This is a genomic window from Campylobacter concisus, from assembly GCF_002913225.1.
GTDB lineage: Bacteria > Campylobacterota > Campylobacteria > Campylobacterales > Campylobacteraceae > Campylobacter_A > Campylobacter_A concisus_J.
In genome coordinates, this window is record NZ_PPAW01000023.1 from 98,931 (window position 1) to 115,390 (window position 16,460).

Genomic DNA, 16,460 nt, shown 5'->3' on the forward strand with positions numbered 1-16,460 from the left:
AAGGACGAAAATGCAACTAGCAAACAGAATGCAAACATTAAGCGAATCAATCACAATCGCGATCAGCACAAAGGCCAAAGAGATGAAGGCTGCTGGTATCGACGTGATCTCGCTTTCAGCTGGTGAGCCTGACTTTATGACTCCAAAAAAGATAAGAGAAACTGTAAAAAACGCACTTGATAATGATAGCAAAAGCGGCAAATACACGCCAGTGCCGGGCCTGCCTGAGGTTATAGACGCCATTAGAGCAAAGCTAAAAAGAGATAACGGCCTTGACTATAAAGCAAATCAAATCGTCACAAACATCGGCGCAAAACATTCACTTTTTAATGTTTTCCAAGCGCTTATCAACCCAGGTGATGAAGTCATCATCCCCTCTCCATACTGGGTGAGCTACCCTGAGATCGTTAAATTTTGTGGTGGCGTGCCTGTTTTTATCGAGGCAGACGAGAGCACAAATTTCAAAGTCACAGCCGAGCAGCTAAAAAAAGCGATCACACCAAAGACAAAAGTCTTTTCGCTAAATCACCCGACAAACCCAACCGGAGCTGTATATACAAAAGATGAGATTGCGGCATTTGGTGAGGTTTTAAAGGGCACTGACATCATCGTCACAAGCGATGAAATTTATGAAAAAGTGATCTACGGCAAGAAATTTCACGCAGTAGCTTCAGTGAGCGAAGATCTTTTTAAAAGAACGGTCACGATAAACGGACTAAGCAAATGTGGCGCGATGCCTGGCTGGAGATTTGGCTACATAGCAAGCTCGATGGACTGGCTAATTGCTGGCATCAAAAAGCTTCAGAGTCAAAGCACAAGTAACATCAGCTCGATCGTGCAAATAGGCGCTATCCCGTCACTTCTTGGCGAAACTGACGACGATATCGAAAACATGAGAAAAGAGTATGAGAGAAGACGCGACGTGGCAGTTGAAATGATAAACGCTATCCCTGGGCTAAGCGTAGTTAAGCCTGATGGCGCGTTTTATCTATTTGTAAAATGCAAAGATGTAGATGGCGACTCGCTTAGATTTTGCAAAAAGATGCTTGAAGAGGCAAACGTAGCAACCGTGCCAGGTGTGGGCTTTGGCATGGAGGGATACTTTAGAATTTCTTTTGCAACAGACATCGAGAGCATAAAAAGAGCGATCGAGAGGATCGCAAATTTTGTAAAAAGCTACAAAATTTAATGATCAAATTTAGAGTAAATGGCAAAATTTTCGAGCTTGAAAACGATATAAATGTTTATGAATTTTTAGCTCAAAATGGCTATGAGCTTAAATTTATAGCCCTTGAGCGAGATGGAGAAATTTTGCCAAAAAAGTTTTGGCGTGAGCGCTTCATGAGCGAGGGCAAAGCTTATGAGATCGTCACTTTAGTTGGCGGTGGATGAGGAGAAAATGATAGAGATAGTACTAAATGGCACAAAATTTAAAGTGCCAGTAAAAAGCCTTGGCGAGCTAAAAGAGCTTGCGCTTGGCGATAAAGAGAGTGAAATTTATAAATTTTTAGAGAAATTTAACGCGACAAAGCCAGACATTTTTATCGTTGATGGATTTGCTATAAAAGAAGATAGCGGGCTAAAAGATGGCTCAAATGTCGTATTTATAAGGCGTGGCGTGATGCCTGAGCGTGAAGTTTTACGCGCGATGATCGCCTCACGAAACAGCCCTGAGCTAAATTTAGCCCTAAGCAAGGCAGTGATCGGCGTGGCTGGACTTGGCGGCCTTGGCTCAAATATCGCGCTAAGCCTTGCAAGAGTTGGCGTAAAAAAGCTAGTACTTGCCGACTTTGACGTCGTTGAGCCAAGCAACTTAAACCGCCAGCAGTATTTCGTCCGCCACATCGGCATGCAAAAGACGCAGGCGCTTAAAGAGCTGATAAATGACGTAAACCCTTTTGTCGAGGTCGAAACTCACGATATATTTTTAGATGAAAAAAACGTGGCTAGCGTCTTTGGCGAGTGCGAAATTTTATGCGAAGCCTTTGACAACGTCGCTGGCAAGGCGATGATACTAAACGAAGCTGGGGCAAGCTTAAAAGATAAAAAGATCATCGGCGCCTCTGGCATGGCTGGATACTTTAGCTCAAATCTCATAAAAACTATAAAATTTGCCAAAAATGTCTATCTTTGCGGCGACCTCACAAACGAGGCAAAGATCGGTCAAGGGCTAATGGCGCCGCGCGTTGCAATCTGCGCAAACCACGAGGCAAATTTAGCCATTAGACTACTTATGGGCTTGGAGGCGTAAGTGCAAAGTGATAGTTTGATCCTTGGCGGTAAGGAGTTTCAAAGCCGCTTTATCCTTGGCTCTGGCAAGTACTCACACGAGCTCATCGACTCAGCTATAAACGAGGCTGGCGCGCAAATTTTAACCCTTGCTCTTAGGCGCATAAACGAGAGTAAAGAGCGAAATATACTTGACTTTATCCCAAAAGGCGTGACGCTTTTGCCAAACACAAGTGGCGCTAGAAACGCCAAAGAGGCCGTTCGCATCGCCCAGCTCGCACGTGAGCTTGGATGTGGCGAGCTTGTTAAGATAGAGATTATAACTGACTCTAAATTTCTCTTTCCAGACAATATTGAAACGATAAAAGCATGCGAAGCCTTGGCAAATGATGGCTTTGTGCCAATGCCATATATGTTTCCTGATCTAAATGCCGCAAGAGCGATGCTAAGTGCAGGAGCTAGCTGCATAATGCCTCTAGCTGCGCCCATTGGCTCAAACCAAGGGCTAGTTTTTAAAGATATTATTGAGATTTTGATAAACGAGCTTGATACGCAGATCATCGTTGATGCTGGCATAGGCAGGCCATCACAAGCGTGCGAAGCGATGGAGATGGGAGCGGCTGCTATCATGGCAAACACCGCCATCGCCTCATCTAAAAATATCCCGCTCATGGCAAGAGCTTTCAAAGAGGCCATCATCGCTGGTCACAACGCCTATCTAGCAGGGCTTGGCGCAAAGAGCAAAAGCGCAAATGCCTCATCTCCGCTCACTGGATTTTTAGACTGATGAAATTTACAAGAACCGACCACATGCAGCTGCTGCCACACATGCAGGACGTTGGTAGCGACATTATGGATGAGATTTTAAAAGAGCGAGCGAACTATAAGCCAGAAATTTACAGCGAGGCAGATGTAAAGGCAGCATTTAATGCAAAGCACTGCTCGCTTGAAAATTTAAAGGCCTTACTCTCGCCTGCTGCAACGCCATTTTTAGAGCAAATAGCCCAGCTAGCTCAGGCAAAGACAAGGGCAAATTTTGGCTCAAACATCACGCTTTTTACGCCGCTTTACATAGCAAACTACTGCGATAATCTCTGCGTTTATTGCGGTTTTAACGCCAACAATAAAATAAAAAGGGCAAAACTAAGCGACGAGGAGATCACAAGGGAGTTAAGAGAAATTTCAAAGAGCGGCTTAGAAGAAATTTTGATCCTAACTGGCGAGAGCGAGACTAACTCAAGTGTCGCTTACATCGCAAACGCCTGCGCTTTGGCAAAGAAATTTTTTAAAGTCGTTGGGGTTGAAATTTACCCACTAAACTCTGAGGACTACGCCCTGCTTCACAAAAGTGGCGCAGACTACGTGACCGTCTTTCAAGAGACCTACAATCCCACAAAATACGAAAAAATCCACCTTGGCGGCAATAAAAGAATTTTCCCATACCGCTTAAATGCGCAAGAGCGAGCGCTTCTTGGAGGCATGAGAGGGGTCGGCTTTGCGGCACTTCTTGGTATAGATGACTTTAGGCTTGATGCCTTTGCTACGGCACTTCACGCAAGCTTAGTTCAAAAAAAGTATCCGCACGCCGAGATCGCATTTTCATGCCCAAGACTTCGCCCTATCATAAACAACGACCGCATCAATCCACGCGACGTGGGCGAGCGCGAGCTTTTGCAAGTGATCTGCGCTTATAGAATTTTCATGCCAACAGCTAGCATAACGATCTCAACCAGAGAAAAGGCGAAATTTCGCGACAACGCCGTAAAGATCGCCGCAAACAAGATAAGCGCTGGCGTAAAAGTAAGCATCGGCGCTCACGGCGAAGAGAAAAAGGGCGACGAGCAGTTTGAGATAAGTGACGATAGAAGCGTGGATGAGATAAAAGCAATGATAAAAGCAAACGGCTTAGAGCCCTTGATGAGCGAGTACGTATATGTTTAAAATTCTCTGCGTGGCCGACTTTGAAAGCTACGATGGTGATGACTTTTTAAAGAGGATACAGCTACTTTGCAAGGTTGGCGTGGATGAAATTTTGCTTCGTGCAAAGGGACTAAGCGAGGCTCAATTTTATGACCTTGCTAGGGTTGTGGCTCAAATTTGTGAAAACTACCGCAAGAAATTTATCATTAATCAATTTTTTGACGTAGCTTGCAAGCTAAAGAGCGACTTTTGGCTCACTTCGGCGCAGCTTGATTTTTTTAAAAATCACGGCGTTTTTTTAGAAGAATTTAGAAAAACAGCTAAAATTTACGCCCCAGCTCACGACCTAAAGCAGGCTAAAATTTCAGCCTCTATCGCTGACGTGCTTGTTGCTTCTCATATATTTGCCACCTCTTGCAAGGCGGGCTTAGAGCCAAAAGGGCTAAATTTTATAAGCGAGCTAAAAAGCCTTTATAAAGAAATTTACGCACTTGGCGGACTAGATAGTGGGAACTACAAAGAGGCCATAAAAGCTGGCGCAAACGGCATTTGCTTTATGAGCCTAGCGATGAGCGGCGATCTGGAGCTTATAAAAAAGATAGTAGAGAGCAAAAACGAGCAAATTTAGCTTTATTTACATAAAATTTTACATATTAGTTTATGTGAAATTGGCAAATTTAAGTTAAATTTGACTAGCCGTGTCTATCTTTTAAATTTACCTTTATTAAACATTGCTTTGCAGCTCTGGCTTATTTCTTCATCTGTTTTTATATAAATTTAGAGTTTTATCAAATTTAGAAATTTTATAGCTTTTGCCACAAAAAACATGCTTTTTTGTAAAATTTGACATTATCCAAAGAGCAAATTTCAGATACAGATTTTGTTATTGTCGCATTGATCTATTTTATTAAAAACACTTGCATAAAATTAGCACTTTCAAAATAAAGCTTCTGATGTCTACGCCAGCCAATTTATCATTTGGCACTGATTGCAAATAAATTTATTTTTACCAAATTTAACATTTGCTCTAAATTTTGCATTTTTCACTATTTTGTCAAACTTAGCATTACTAAAAGCAAAATAGCAAATTAGGATACATATATTATTTGCCAAATTTGTTGCCGATACAGTAATCTTTTTGTTAAAACAACTTGCTTAAATTTAGCTTAGTAAAAATATATCTGTTGCCACTTAGTGCACCAGTCAGTTCATCATCGGTTATTGCAGTATTCTATTAAATTTTATTAATTGTCACCAAATTTGAATATATAAATTTAAAATAGTGAGCAAAAACCTAAATTTAGCCACCCGTAAGGGCAGCTGGCTTAAATTTAGGCCTAAAAGATTAAGAAATTTTCTTTTGTTTTGGGCGGAAAACTTTCATCACGTTTTCATCAGTCTCGATAAATGCACCCTCGATCAGGTCTATGCAGTATGGCACCGCTGGAAATACCGGCTCTAAGCACTCTTTTATTGCCTTTGGCTGACCTGGTAAATTTATGATGAGCGCGTGGCCTCTGATACCTGCTGTTTGGCGTGATAGGATCGCTGTTGGGACGTATTTTAAGCTTGCAGCTCTCATTAGCTCGCCAAAGCCTGGCATCATCTTCTCACAAACCGCCTCAGTAGCCTCTGGCGTGACGTCTCTTACAGCTGGTCCTGTGCCTCCAGTCGTTAGCACAAGGTCGCATCCTAGCACGTCTATCATGTGCACTAGTTTCTCTTTTATGAGATCAAGCTCATCTGGGATCACCTCGTAAAAATACTCTCTCTCACTTACTATCCAACCGTCAAGCACCTCTTTGATCGCTGGACCTGATTTGTCCTCGTATGTGCCCTCACTTGCGCGATCTGACATAGTTAGAATCCCTATTTTTGCTTTCATTTCTTCTCCTTTATTAGTAGTTTTCATTTAAAATTTTAGCAAGCGTCTCTTTATCTACGCTCTCATAAGCAAGCAGATATGAGCTTATCCTTGCGATTTGTTCGTTTGTACCCTTTAAAAAGGACATTATCTCATCTTTTGCTTGTTTTAAAATTTCTTCCACGTCGTTTGGATTTGGCACGAAAGAATTTCCCATGCCGTATTCATAAACCATCTTTGAAGCGATCTCTTTTGCTAAATTTAGATCGTTGCTTGAGTTTGAAAAGATGTCATTCTCATCTATCTCAAGCTTACACATGCCAGAGATAAGCACCTTTATGCGTGAGAGCATCTGTGACTTTGACTCGATCTCTTGCTCAGTCGCCATAAAGCGGTCTTCTATGAGAGAAATTTTTTCAAATTTCACATCAAACCAGTAGGCACTTAGCGCCTTTGCGCCTTGATAGATAGCTTGAATTTTCTTCTCGCTCTCGCTGTAGCTTAGCACCTTTTTCTTGCCGAGCAAAACCTTGTTTAAAACAGCTTCAAAGTCCCTCATCCTAAGCACGCTCTCGCCGTTTCTTAGGGCATTTATCGCAGCTTCATTTACAAGCGTGCTAAGTGCTGCACCAGAAAAGCCAACACTCATCCTAGCAATATCCTCAGCCGGCACTTCGCAATTTTTATCTTTTAGATATGTGTTTAGGATCGCCACCCTGTCGTTATAATCAGGCATTGACAAAAATATACGCCTATCAAAGCGGCCCGATCTAAGTAGCGCCTCGTCGATCATCTCGATCCTGTTTGTAGCAGCTATGACGATGACGCCAGAGTTGTCCTCAAAGCCGTCCATCTCGGTTAGTAGCTGATTTAGCGTGGCTTCTCGCTCGTCGTTTCTAGCCCCACCCCTACTCTTGCCAACGGCGTCTATCTCGTCGATAAAGATGATTGAAGGTGCGTAGGATTTGGCTCTGCTAAATAGCTCTCTAACTCTTTTTGCGCCCATGCCAACGTAAATTTGCACAAAACTCGCGCCATTTTGGTAAAAAAACGGCACATTTGCCTCGCCAGCAACCGCCTTTGCCACAAGCGTCTTACCAACGCCCGGAGGGCCTATCATTAGCACGCCTTTTGGCATTTTGATACCAAAATTTCTATATTTTTGCGGATTTTTAAGAAAATCAACTATCTCACTAAGCTCGCTTTTGACCTCGCTAATGCCTGCCACATCGCTAAATCTCACGTTTGAGATAACTGGCATCGCATTTTGGTTTAGCACGCTTTCTATCTCAAAAGCGCCGTCTTTTTTGTTTAAAAGGCTCTCCTCTTTTTTCTTAATAGCCCTAAAAATATAGGAGTACCAAAGCACAAGGCAAACAAAAATGATGCTTCCCCAGACCATGCCAGGAGTGATATACTGCACGCTTCGCTCGACTGGGACCTTTTTGATGAGCTCTTTTATATCTATACCCTCTTTTATGATGGCAAAGCGGTTATTTTGCGCATAGAGTATGACCTCATCTTCGTCGATGACCGCTTTATCGATGAAATTTCCATCCATTAGTTGCATATATTGTGAGTAGGTGATGTTTCGTGGCTCTTTGCTCACAGCAAAAAGTAGCGCTATTATCAGAGCCACAGCGGCTATTATCAGGATGTTTTTCTTGTTAAATTTAAATTTTTGCATAATTGGCATCTGGCTTAATTTCATATTCGCTTACCTCCAACCACTCTTTTGTTATGTCGTTTTGACTAGAAATTTTAGCTTTGTTGTAAAACTGATCAAAGCCCTCGTAAAAGTCGCCGTTTTTTTGCTCGACTAAAATTTTTAAAGTCCCGTTATGTTTTTTTCTAAAATTTTCATTATTTTGCAAAGCAATGCCTTGTAAAATTTTGAGCCTGCTCTTTGCCACGTCGCCACTAACGTCGCTTTTTAGCGTTGCTGAGTGCGTATCTCGCCTTGGCGAATAGACAAAAGCGTGCAAATGCGTGATAGGAAATTTCTTGAAATTTTCCACCGCCTCTACCCAAATTTCTTCACTCTCACCTGGATGGCCCACGATATAGTCAGTCCCCAAAGCAAAGCCAAGAGAGCTTAGCTCATTAAAAAGCTCTAAGTCGCTAAATGCGTTGTTTCGCCTGCGCATGATCTTTAACATCGCTTGGCTCGTGTGCTGAAGTGCGATGTGTAGATGGCGCTCCAGCCACTCCTCTTTTAAAATTTCTCTAAAGCTCTCATCTATCTGGCTTGGCTCGATACTGCCAAGTCTTATGCGTCTGATGCCTGAAATTTTGCCTAAATTTGCTAGCAGTTTGCCAAGAGAGCTATTTGTATCTTTGCCGTAACTGCCTATGTTTGTGCCAGTTAAAACGAGCTCATTATAGCCATTTTGAGCTAAAATTCTAGCTTCTTTTAATATCATCGCCTCGTCCAAACTCCTAGCTCTGCCGCGCACTGATGGGATGATGCAGTAGCTGCAGTTAAAGTTGCAGCCCTCTTGAATTTTTATAAATGCCTTTGTATGATTTTCGTAGTTTGTGACGATGTTTTTATCTACTGAGTTTAAATTTCCAAGCTCGAAAAACGGCTTTTCTTGTTTTAAAAGCTCGTTTAGATCACTCTTTTTGCTAGCTCCCAGCACGCCAAAGACGCCGCTACTAAAAAGCTCTTTGCCCTTACTAACTGCACCGCATCCTGTTAGTATAACCTTTGCGCCTCGCCTTTTTACGCCGTTTATATAGTTTCTAACGCCGCTATCAGCCGAGTTTGTCACGGTGCATGAGTTTATGACTACGATATCAGCGACCTCTTCGTTGTTTGTGATCTCGTAGTCTTTGATGTAGCTCTTTAACAGCTCGGTGTCATAGATGTTTGTGCGGCATCCAAATGTCTTAAAAAATATCTTTTGCATTAGATATTTTCGCCCTCTTGCTCAGCGTGAGCTACATGATCGCTTGGCGTTTCTTTCTTGCCTATAAACATAGTTTGCGTTGGGTAAGCTATCTTTATATCATCGTGAGCCAAAAATGCCTCAATTATCTCAGCGCTTATCGTGCTTCTTAGAGCGAGCGTGGCGTATGAGTTAGACATATACCAGCATGAGATATTGATGCCATAAGGCTCAAAAAATGTATAAATTCTTGGCTCTACATTTGGATTTTTGATGCTGTACTGGCTTCTTAGCTTGTTCATCTGGCGTTTTGCGATGTCTGTATAGCCTTTTGAATATTTTTTTACTATATTTTTTGCTAGATAGGCTGCCTTTTTATGATTGCTGTCAAAGCTTATCACGACATCTATGCCGTCCCAAACCGTCTTCATACCGTAGTGCGAGTAGTTTGCGATGAGGTCTGTAAAGATATAGTTATTTGGCACAAAGATGATCCTACCTGCACGGCGGTTTGTCTTATAAGTTGAGTAGCTAACGTCTTCAAAAACGGTTAGGCGAAGCAGTGAAATGTCTATCACATCGCCCACAAATTCGCTCCCGTCGTGATAGACCCTGACGCGGTCGCCCACGTGGATCGTGCCGCCAAACATGATAACCATCCAGCCAAGCATACTCATAAACATATCTTTCATCGCGATGGCGATACCAGCTGAGGCAAAACCTAGCACGGTGACTAGATATGTGACGTTTTCGATGTATGAAAAGAGTAAAATTATGATGATAACTGTGATGTTTAGCACGTTTAAAAATTTATTGACCGTGTAAAATCTCTCGTTATCCGTGATCGTTCTTTTAACGATAAATTTAGCGATAAATGTTAGCCCGATCGTTAAAAGGATGACGATAGCTGTGTAGCCCATGCTTAAAAACTGAGCCTTGATGTCAGAGGTTGTCAAATTTATCGCTTCATCAGCCCTTTTTTCATAGACGCTATAAGTGGTATCAGCGATCTGTTTTGCTGCTTTGAAGTCGCCTATCTCTTGTTTTACAAGGTTTAAACTTGCTCTATTTTGCTCGCTATCATCTATCAAATTTAGCCTATTTAGCAAATTTTCTTTTGCTTCAAGCTTCTCAAGCAAGGTGTCAAGCTCTTTGATGTGCCTTTGGTACTCGATCTTGTCGCTTCTTATCTTTTTGATGTATGAAAAGCCAGATATTAGCGCAACTGGGCTATTTATCCTAGGCGGCGTCTCCATTTCTGGGGCTGCTAGCATATTTGAAAATGGCGTTTTCTCATACTCTTTTAGCAAATTTATCTGCTCTTTTAGAGTTTGACTTCTCTTTATGAGATCGCCACCTCTTTTTGAGCCTTTATCAAGCTTTTTAAGCTCATTTTCATTTTGCTCTAGCTCATCAAGAAGCTTTTGATAGGTGTTGTAGTTGGCGTATCTTGTGATCCAGATGTTGTTTTTTAGGGAGTTATCTAGGTTTGAAATTTCTTTTATAAGCTCGCTATTTTGTAAATTTTGTGATACATTTTGCTCAAGCGTAGCGTTTTCTTCAGCATAAAGCGCAAAGCAAAAAACTAAAAAAACTAGGATCTTTTTCATTTAAATTCTCTCAAAGTTTCTAAAACGTCCTCTTTTTTGACGTCATTTTTGATGATCGCACTGCCGATTTTATCTGCGATGATGAAATTTATCTTATCACCTTTTGTCTTTTTATCCATAAAAAACGCCTCGTAAAATGCATATTCATTTTCTATTTTGTAGCTTACAGGCAGATCAAATTTCACTAAAACCTGCTTGATCTCTTCTGCCTGCGCCTCGCTCATGAGGCCTAGTCTAACGCTTAGGCGATTTGCCATATTTATACCTATCGCTACCGCTTCGCCGTGCAAAAACTCTTTGTAATTTGTCTCGTTTTCGATGACGTGAGCGAAGGTGTGGCCGTAGTTTAGTATGGCTCTTAGCCCCTTTTCTTTCTCATCTTGCTCGACCACTCTAGCCTTTAAATTTATTGACTTTTCAACCAGCTTAGCTAAATTTTCATCGTCCAAATTTACGCTCTTTAGCCAGTCAAACATCTCTTTATCAAAGGTTATCGCCATTTTTAAGGCTTCTGCCACGCCAGCTGCAAATTCTCTCTTTGGCAATGTTTTTAAGAAATTTATCTCGCAAAAAACTGCCTTTGGCTGATAAAATGAGCCGATCAAATTTTTACCAAATTTGTTATTTACGCCCGTTTTTCCGCCCACACTTGCATCTACCTGCGCTAGAAGCGTGGTTGGGATATTTATGAAGTTTATCCCTCTTTCATATAAGCTTGCCGCAAAGCCAGTCATATCGCTGATGACGCCACCGCCAAGGGCTATGAGCGTGGATGAGCGGTCAAATTTACTAACAAAAAGCTGCTCTAAAATTTGCTCTATCGTTGTTAAATTTTTATACTCCTCGCCGTCTGGCACGCTTATGATAAATTTCTCATCGCACTTTAAAACGCTAAGTAGCTTTTCAAGGTGAAGCCCTGCCACTTTGGCATTTGTGACGATGCCAACCTTGCCTTTTAGCTCCAACTTCTCAAGCTCATTTATATAAATTTTATAGCTTGAGCCCTTTTCCTTAAGGTTTAAATTTATCTGCATTTTCTACTCACTTACTGGCACAAAAAGCTGTGCGTTTTGGCTTAGTTTTTTATAAAGTCTATTTAAATTTGTCGATAAAAAGGCAAAAGCACTACCATTTGCCACGCTCTTGCTAAACATCACAAAATGAAGCAGATCATTTGTGCCTTTTAGCTTCACTAGCGGGTTTTTGAGGCTGTGATTTTCTATCTTTATGCGCTTTGAAAAGAGCGTGCTAATGCTCTCAAAGTGCTCTTTTAGCGCCTCATCGTCGCTATGCTTGTTATCAAAATAGTAAAATCTCATCTCCAAATCAAGCTGCGCGCAGCAGTCTGTGATGACAGCTGATTGATTTTCTACCTCTTGGCTTTGATCGCCTAGTATCACGCCCTCTTTTACCTTTGAGAGCAAAATTTTACCCGTTTTTAGCACTGGGATTTTAAGCTCGTAAAATAACTTTTGAAATTTAAAAAAGTATCTATCGTCGCTTATGATTAGTCCGATATCGTGTTTTAAAACGTCATCTTTTATCGATTTATTATCGCTGTTAAAATAATCCATCAAAACAAGGATATTTTTCTCTTTTATCGCCTTTAGCGTCTCTAAATTTTCGCCTAAAGTTGGGTTTATCACCCTAAAGATAAGGCGTTTGTTATTTAGCTTTGAATGCACATATAGGCTATCTTTTATGAGCTTGCTAACGCGCTCTTTGCTCATCAACTTCATATCTATTAGCGTGTAGATGTTGCTACCAAATGGACTTGGAAACTGCCCGCTTTCGCGTTTTATCGAGCGATAAACGTTTTGAAGCACGTTTGTATCGCCAACGATTAGCAAGATATCGCTTGGCTGGATCATTGTATTTGGCTTTGGCAAGATGATCTCAGCGCCTCTGTAAATGAGCGCTATCCGCCATCTCTTTTGAGCGATCGAGCTTACATGGCGATACATATATGAGCTGCCAATAGGCACCTTAACCTCCATGATCTCGCCCTCGCTAAAGCCGATATTATCAGCATATACAGGCATGTCTGGCAGATAGTCCATGAGCCTTGAAGCTGCGATATCTCTTATATCAACCACGCTTAGGTGCTTATCACTCGCGAAAGTCTCCTTGCACTTTTCATCTAGCTCCCATGAGTTCATAAAAATGGTCTCTGTCTTTGTGCTGATCTGTCTTAAATTTTCATAAACAGCAACCGCCTCTTTTTCGTTGTCGCTCACTATACAAAACTGGCTAAAATAGCCGTCGCTTATGCTCTTTAGCTTTGAAAGGCTCGTTGGGTCAAACTGATAAAATGTGAAATTTTCATAATTTGCCTTTTGACTAAAGTCTTCGCTCGAAACGACTATATAGTGGTGTAAATTTGATTTTGCTCCAAGAAGTCTGCTTAAAAAATTTCTAGCAAAAGCTCCATCTGCGATTATTAAAATTTTCTTCATTAATTCTCCGTATTTTAAAGCCACATTATAACAAAAGGTCTTTAAAATAAGCTATTTTTGGCTATAAATTTAAGCTTTCACAGCCAAAAAATTTAAGAAAATTTTAGTAGATTATTTCAGAGATTAAAGTATCGATAGCTAAATTTGCAGCCTTATTTATCGTTTCAAAAATAGTGCTTGAGCTTGGATCTGGGCAGAAAATTTCTTTTGTTATCATGCCTGATTTTAGCGAGGTGTTTGCGTTAAATAGCTCATAAGCTAGCGAAACTTCGGCCTTGTCGCCTCTTATCTGAAGCGAGATGATGCTAACTTTTAGCCTAAGATCCTTTGCATTTGGCGAAAATATCGGCTTTGCAGCGCAGTTTGAGTAAAACCCTTTTACGAGCGACTTATAGATCATCTCGCTTGGTTCAGAGACAAATTTAGCATCGCTCAAATATCTTATCTTATTATTTTCAGCGACGATTAGTATCTTTCTGGTATCGACCATATCAAGGGCGCTCACGTTTTCGATGAAGACATTTTTTAGCTCTTTTTGCTTGTTTTCAGCCGAGCACTCCTTGTTTGAGTAGTGTATCTCATACATCGTGGCTTGTGGTACATCGGTCTTTAGCGAGCAGCCAAGAAACAAAAATGCAGCCGCAGCGTATATCAAATTTCTCATTTTTTGTCCTTTTTATCTGTATTTGGCACTGGATTTGTGAAGAAAAACTCGTAAGGATTGTCCTCAAGTCTTTGAAGCGCACCTCTAAACTCACGTAGCGTCTTGTCAAATCCATTTAAAAACTCGCTAGCTTCTCTAAGAAGCGGAGAGACCGTGTTTCTAAGGTCATACTCGCCGTTTTTTACCTTTTGAGTGATGATATCTTGAAGCGAGCTATATCCAGTGACGGCTGAATTTGCTGATTTGAAAACTGAATTTGCACTTGCGATTAGCGTGTTTAAATTTTTAGCAAGTTCTTTTGTGTCTGTTTTGTTTAAGCTGTCGGTGAAATTTTTTACATTTTTAACGATACTATCAACCTCGCTTAAGCCATTTTCATCGGTTAAAACCTGAGTAAATTTATCGATATTTCTTAGGATTGATTCGATGTGAGAGATATTTTCAGCTGAGAAAAAGCCATCAACCTTATCAAGGGTTTGATTTATCTTTAAAGTGATGTTCTCAGCGTTGTTTCCAAGCTTTGAAAGAAGGCTCTCTTCAAGCTTTAAGATAGGCTTATCGCCTGGTTTAAAATCCTTAGTGCCTCGGCTTATATTGATACTAGCCACGCCACTAATAGCCTGAACTTCGATGCTAGCCACGCTATCAGCCTTGATAGGCAGATCCTCTCTTATCTTCATCGTGATGTTTATAAGAGCGTTTTTGTCATCGACAAAATTTATATCGCTAACGCTTCCAGCTGGCACGCCGATAAATTTAACCGTAGAATCAACCTTTAGGCCGCTTGGCAGCTCGCTTGTGTGGATGTAATACTCCTTAAAATCAACTTTCGTATTATTTTTGCTAGTCATCCACCAGATAAATATCGCAAATGCTGTAAGGCAGGCTATGAAAAACATGCCAACAATGGTATAAGAATTTCTATTTTCCATCTATTTTTTCCTCATTTTAAATAGCTCTTCAAGCGGGTTATTTTCAAGATGTTCAAGCTCTTTTATATCTCCCTCAAAGGCTATTTTTTTGTTATCTATTATCAAAAATCTATCCAAAATATCAAAAATACTATCGGCATCATGCGTCACCATGACGACTGTTACGCCGATGCTATCACGAAGCTCTTTTATGAGCGCGTCCATCTGGCGTGAGCTAACTGGATCAAGGCCGCTGTTTGGCTCGTCCAAAAATAGCACCCTAGGACTTAGCACTAAGGCTCTTGCAAGCGCGGCTCTTTTTTTCATACCGCCACTTAGCTCGCTTGGATAGAGCATTGAAACTTCTTTTTTAAGCCCAACTTTTTGTATCCAAAACATCGCTATCTCATCGATCTGACGCTTGTTAAATTTAGAGTACTCATGAAGCAAAACGCCCACATTATCAAGTATCGTCATCGAGCTATAAAGCGCTCCAAACTGAAACATCGTCCCACTTTTTAGCTTTATCTCTTGCTGCTCTGCTTGACTACTTTTCCACATATTGACGCCATCAAAAAATATATCGCCCTTATTTGGCTTTTTTAGATATATCATCGTCTTCATAAGCGTCGTTTTACCAGCGCCACTGCCGCCTAAGAAGCCATAAATTTCAGCCTCTTTGATGCTCCAGCTCACGTTATCGTGCATTATCTTATCGCCATAACTTGTCGTTATGTTTTTTCCAACTATTATCTCGTTCATATCTTTAGCCACATAAAAATTATCGCAAAAAATGCATCAAGCGCGATGACCCAAAATATCGCATTTACAACGCTAACTGTTGTCATAGCACCTAGACTTTGAGCGTTTTGACTAACACCAAACCCCCTCATACAGCCAATGATCGCTATTACAGCGCCAAAAAACGGAGCCTTTATCATGCCAACAGCAAAGTGCCTAAGCTCGACCATCTCGCGAAATCTATTGAGATAGTCGCTAAAGCTAATATCAAGAATAGTTTGGCAAATGATCATCTGCCCTAAAATGCTTATGCCATCAGCTATAAAGATGATGACAGGCACGCAAAGCACCATGGCGATGATGCGCGGCAAGACCAAGAAGTTAAATGGCTCAAAGCCCATCGTCTTCATCGCGTCTATCTCCTCAGTTAGCTTCATAGCACCAATTTGAGCGGTAAAGCTGGAGGCCGACCTGCCCGCCACGACGATAGCAGCGATGAGCGGGGCCACCTCTCTAAGCGTTAGCATGCCCATGATCTCTACTATAAATATACTTGCCCCAAAGCTTGCAAGCATCGCACTACCAAGATATGCAAGCACGACGCCTATCAAAAAAGCGGTGAGCGAGACGATAAAAACGGCATTTACACCGCCATCTTTTATGTAGTTACTAAATTCTCTAAACCTTAAATTTGCAGGATTAAGGAAAATTTTGACGCTTTTTATCAAAAACTCACCCAAAAACGAGCCAAACTCAACTAAATTTACAAAACCTTCACAAATTTTCTCTCCCAAGCGTGAGAAAAAATTTAGGCTATTGTGCGGTGGCATATATCTAAAGTCAATCTTCTCGTCATTTAGCAGCTCGCCCATCGCTTTTACCTTCTCGTCGTTTGTAACGATCTCAAATTTCTTGCCATTTAGCGTGTTTTTTAAAAGGATCAAAACAGCGTAATCAATGCTCTTTAGCTCGCTAAAGTCAAATTTAACATTGCCGTTAAGCTTTTGGATTTTTTTAAAAATGCTTTGTAAATTTTTAGCCTCTTTGTAGCTAAACTCGCCTGCAAATTTTATGGTCGCAGTGCCGTTTGCTTCGGTAAAAACGATATCATTTCTCTTTTGCAAAAAGTTCCTTTGCCTTAAAATTTCTGGATTATATTATAAATTTTGTTAAA

The 16,460-nt window shown here is 41.0% G+C and carries 16 protein-coding genes; 6 read left to right on the forward strand and 10 right to left on the reverse strand.

All coding sequences use genetic code 11. From position 1 onward, the window contains the following. Nucleotides 1–10: 10 nt before the first annotated feature. From CYP26_RS05715 to CYP26_RS05740, 6 genes are read left to right on the forward strand one after another with little or no spacing between them, the layout of a single operon-like run. On the forward strand, nt 11–1,189 hold the full coding sequence (locus CYP26_RS05715) for a pyridoxal phosphate-dependent aminotransferase (protein WP_103630718.1): 1,179 nt from the start codon (nt 11–13) through the stop codon (nt 1,187–1,189). Next, nucleotides 1,189–1,392 (forward strand): sulfur carrier protein ThiS, encoded by a 204-nt coding sequence (thiS, locus tag CYP26_RS05720; protein ID WP_103630719.1) that lies wholly within the window; start codon nt 1,189–1,191, stop codon nt 1,390–1,392. The genes CYP26_RS05715 and thiS overlap by 1 nt, the downstream gene beginning before the upstream one ends. A gap of 7 nt (nt 1,393–1,399) precedes the next feature. Then, the gene (thiF, locus tag CYP26_RS05725) at nt 1,400–2,251 is read left to right on the forward strand and encodes a sulfur carrier protein ThiS adenylyltransferase ThiF (protein WP_103630720.1); all 852 of its coding nucleotides are present in this window, start codon (nt 1,400–1,402) and stop codon (nt 2,249–2,251) included. Continuing rightward, nucleotides 2,252–3,016: a thiazole synthase gene (locus tag CYP26_RS05730; protein WP_103630721.1), complete on the forward strand. Its 765-nt coding sequence runs from the start codon at nt 2,252–2,254 to the stop codon at nt 3,014–3,016. Next, the gene (gene thiH, locus CYP26_RS05735; protein ID WP_103630722.1) at nt 3,016–4,170 is read left to right on the forward strand and encodes a 2-iminoacetate synthase ThiH; all 1,155 of its coding nucleotides are present in this window, start codon (nt 3,016–3,018) and stop codon (nt 4,168–4,170) included. The genes CYP26_RS05730 and thiH overlap by 1 nt, the downstream gene beginning before the upstream one ends. Then, nucleotides 4,163–4,777 carry a thiamine phosphate synthase gene (locus CYP26_RS05740; RefSeq protein WP_103630723.1) on the forward strand — a complete coding sequence of 205 codons (615 nt, stop codon included), beginning with the start codon at nt 4,163–4,165 and terminating at the stop codon, nt 4,775–4,777. Before thiH ends, CYP26_RS05740 begins: the two co-directional genes overlap by 8 nt. A 717-nt stretch (nt 4,778–5,494) precedes the next feature. On the opposite strand, the gene mog is transcribed toward CYP26_RS05740, so the two are convergent. From mog to CYP26_RS05790, 10 genes are all read right to left on the reverse strand, one after another. Beyond that, complete coding sequence (gene mog, locus CYP26_RS05745) at nt 5,495–6,034, reverse strand: molybdopterin adenylyltransferase (RefSeq protein WP_103630724.1); 540 nt, start codon at nt 6,032–6,034, stop codon at nt 5,495–5,497. Nucleotides 6,035–6,047: 13 nt separating this feature from the next. Next, nucleotides 6,048–7,700: an ATP-dependent metallopeptidase FtsH/Yme1/Tma family protein gene (locus tag CYP26_RS05750; protein ID WP_103630738.1), complete on the reverse strand. Its 1,653-nt coding sequence runs from the start codon at nt 7,698–7,700 to the stop codon at nt 6,048–6,050. Then, a complete protein-coding gene (gene mtaB / locus CYP26_RS05755; protein WP_103630725.1) occupies nt 7,687–8,925 on the reverse strand; it encodes a tRNA (N(6)-L-threonylcarbamoyladenosine(37)-C(2))-methylthiotransferase MtaB in 1,239 nt (412 codons plus the stop codon). The genes CYP26_RS05750 and mtaB overlap by 14 nt, the downstream gene beginning before the upstream one ends. Then, nucleotides 8,925–10,514 carry a mechanosensitive ion channel domain-containing protein gene (locus CYP26_RS05760; RefSeq protein ID WP_103630726.1) on the reverse strand — a complete coding sequence of 530 codons (1,590 nt, stop codon included), beginning with the start codon at nt 10,512–10,514 and terminating at the stop codon, nt 8,925–8,927. Before CYP26_RS05760 ends, mtaB begins: the two co-directional genes overlap by 1 nt. Continuing rightward, nucleotides 10,511–11,548 (reverse strand): 3-dehydroquinate synthase, encoded by a 1,038-nt coding sequence (gene aroB / locus CYP26_RS05765; protein ID WP_103630727.1) that lies wholly within the window; start codon nt 11,546–11,548, stop codon nt 10,511–10,513. The genes CYP26_RS05760 and aroB overlap by 4 nt, the downstream gene beginning before the upstream one ends. 3 nt (nt 11,549–11,551) lie before the next feature. Continuing rightward, a complete protein-coding gene (locus CYP26_RS05770; RefSeq protein WP_103630728.1) occupies nt 11,552–12,970 on the reverse strand; it encodes a COG3400 family protein in 1,419 nt (472 codons plus the stop codon). Nucleotides 12,971–13,073: 103 nt separating this feature from the next. Next, nucleotides 13,074–13,634 carry an ABC-type transport auxiliary lipoprotein family protein gene (locus CYP26_RS05775; RefSeq protein WP_103630729.1) on the reverse strand — a complete coding sequence of 187 codons (561 nt, stop codon included), beginning with the start codon at nt 13,632–13,634 and terminating at the stop codon, nt 13,074–13,076. Continuing rightward, on the reverse strand, nt 13,631–14,566 hold the full coding sequence (locus tag CYP26_RS05780) for an MlaD family protein (RefSeq protein WP_103630730.1): 936 nt from the start codon (nt 14,564–14,566) through the stop codon (nt 13,631–13,633). The genes CYP26_RS05775 and CYP26_RS05780 overlap by 4 nt, the downstream gene beginning before the upstream one ends. After that, nucleotides 14,567–15,307, reverse strand: a complete 741-nt coding sequence (locus CYP26_RS05785) for an ABC transporter ATP-binding protein (protein WP_103630731.1) — start codon at nt 15,305–15,307, stop codon at nt 14,567–14,569. Beyond that, on the reverse strand, nt 15,304–16,410 hold the full coding sequence (locus CYP26_RS05790; RefSeq protein ID WP_103630732.1) for an MlaE family ABC transporter permease: 1,107 nt from the start codon (nt 16,408–16,410) through the stop codon (nt 15,304–15,306). The genes CYP26_RS05785 and CYP26_RS05790 overlap by 4 nt, the downstream gene beginning before the upstream one ends. Between the last annotated feature and the right edge of the window lie 50 nt (nt 16,411–16,460).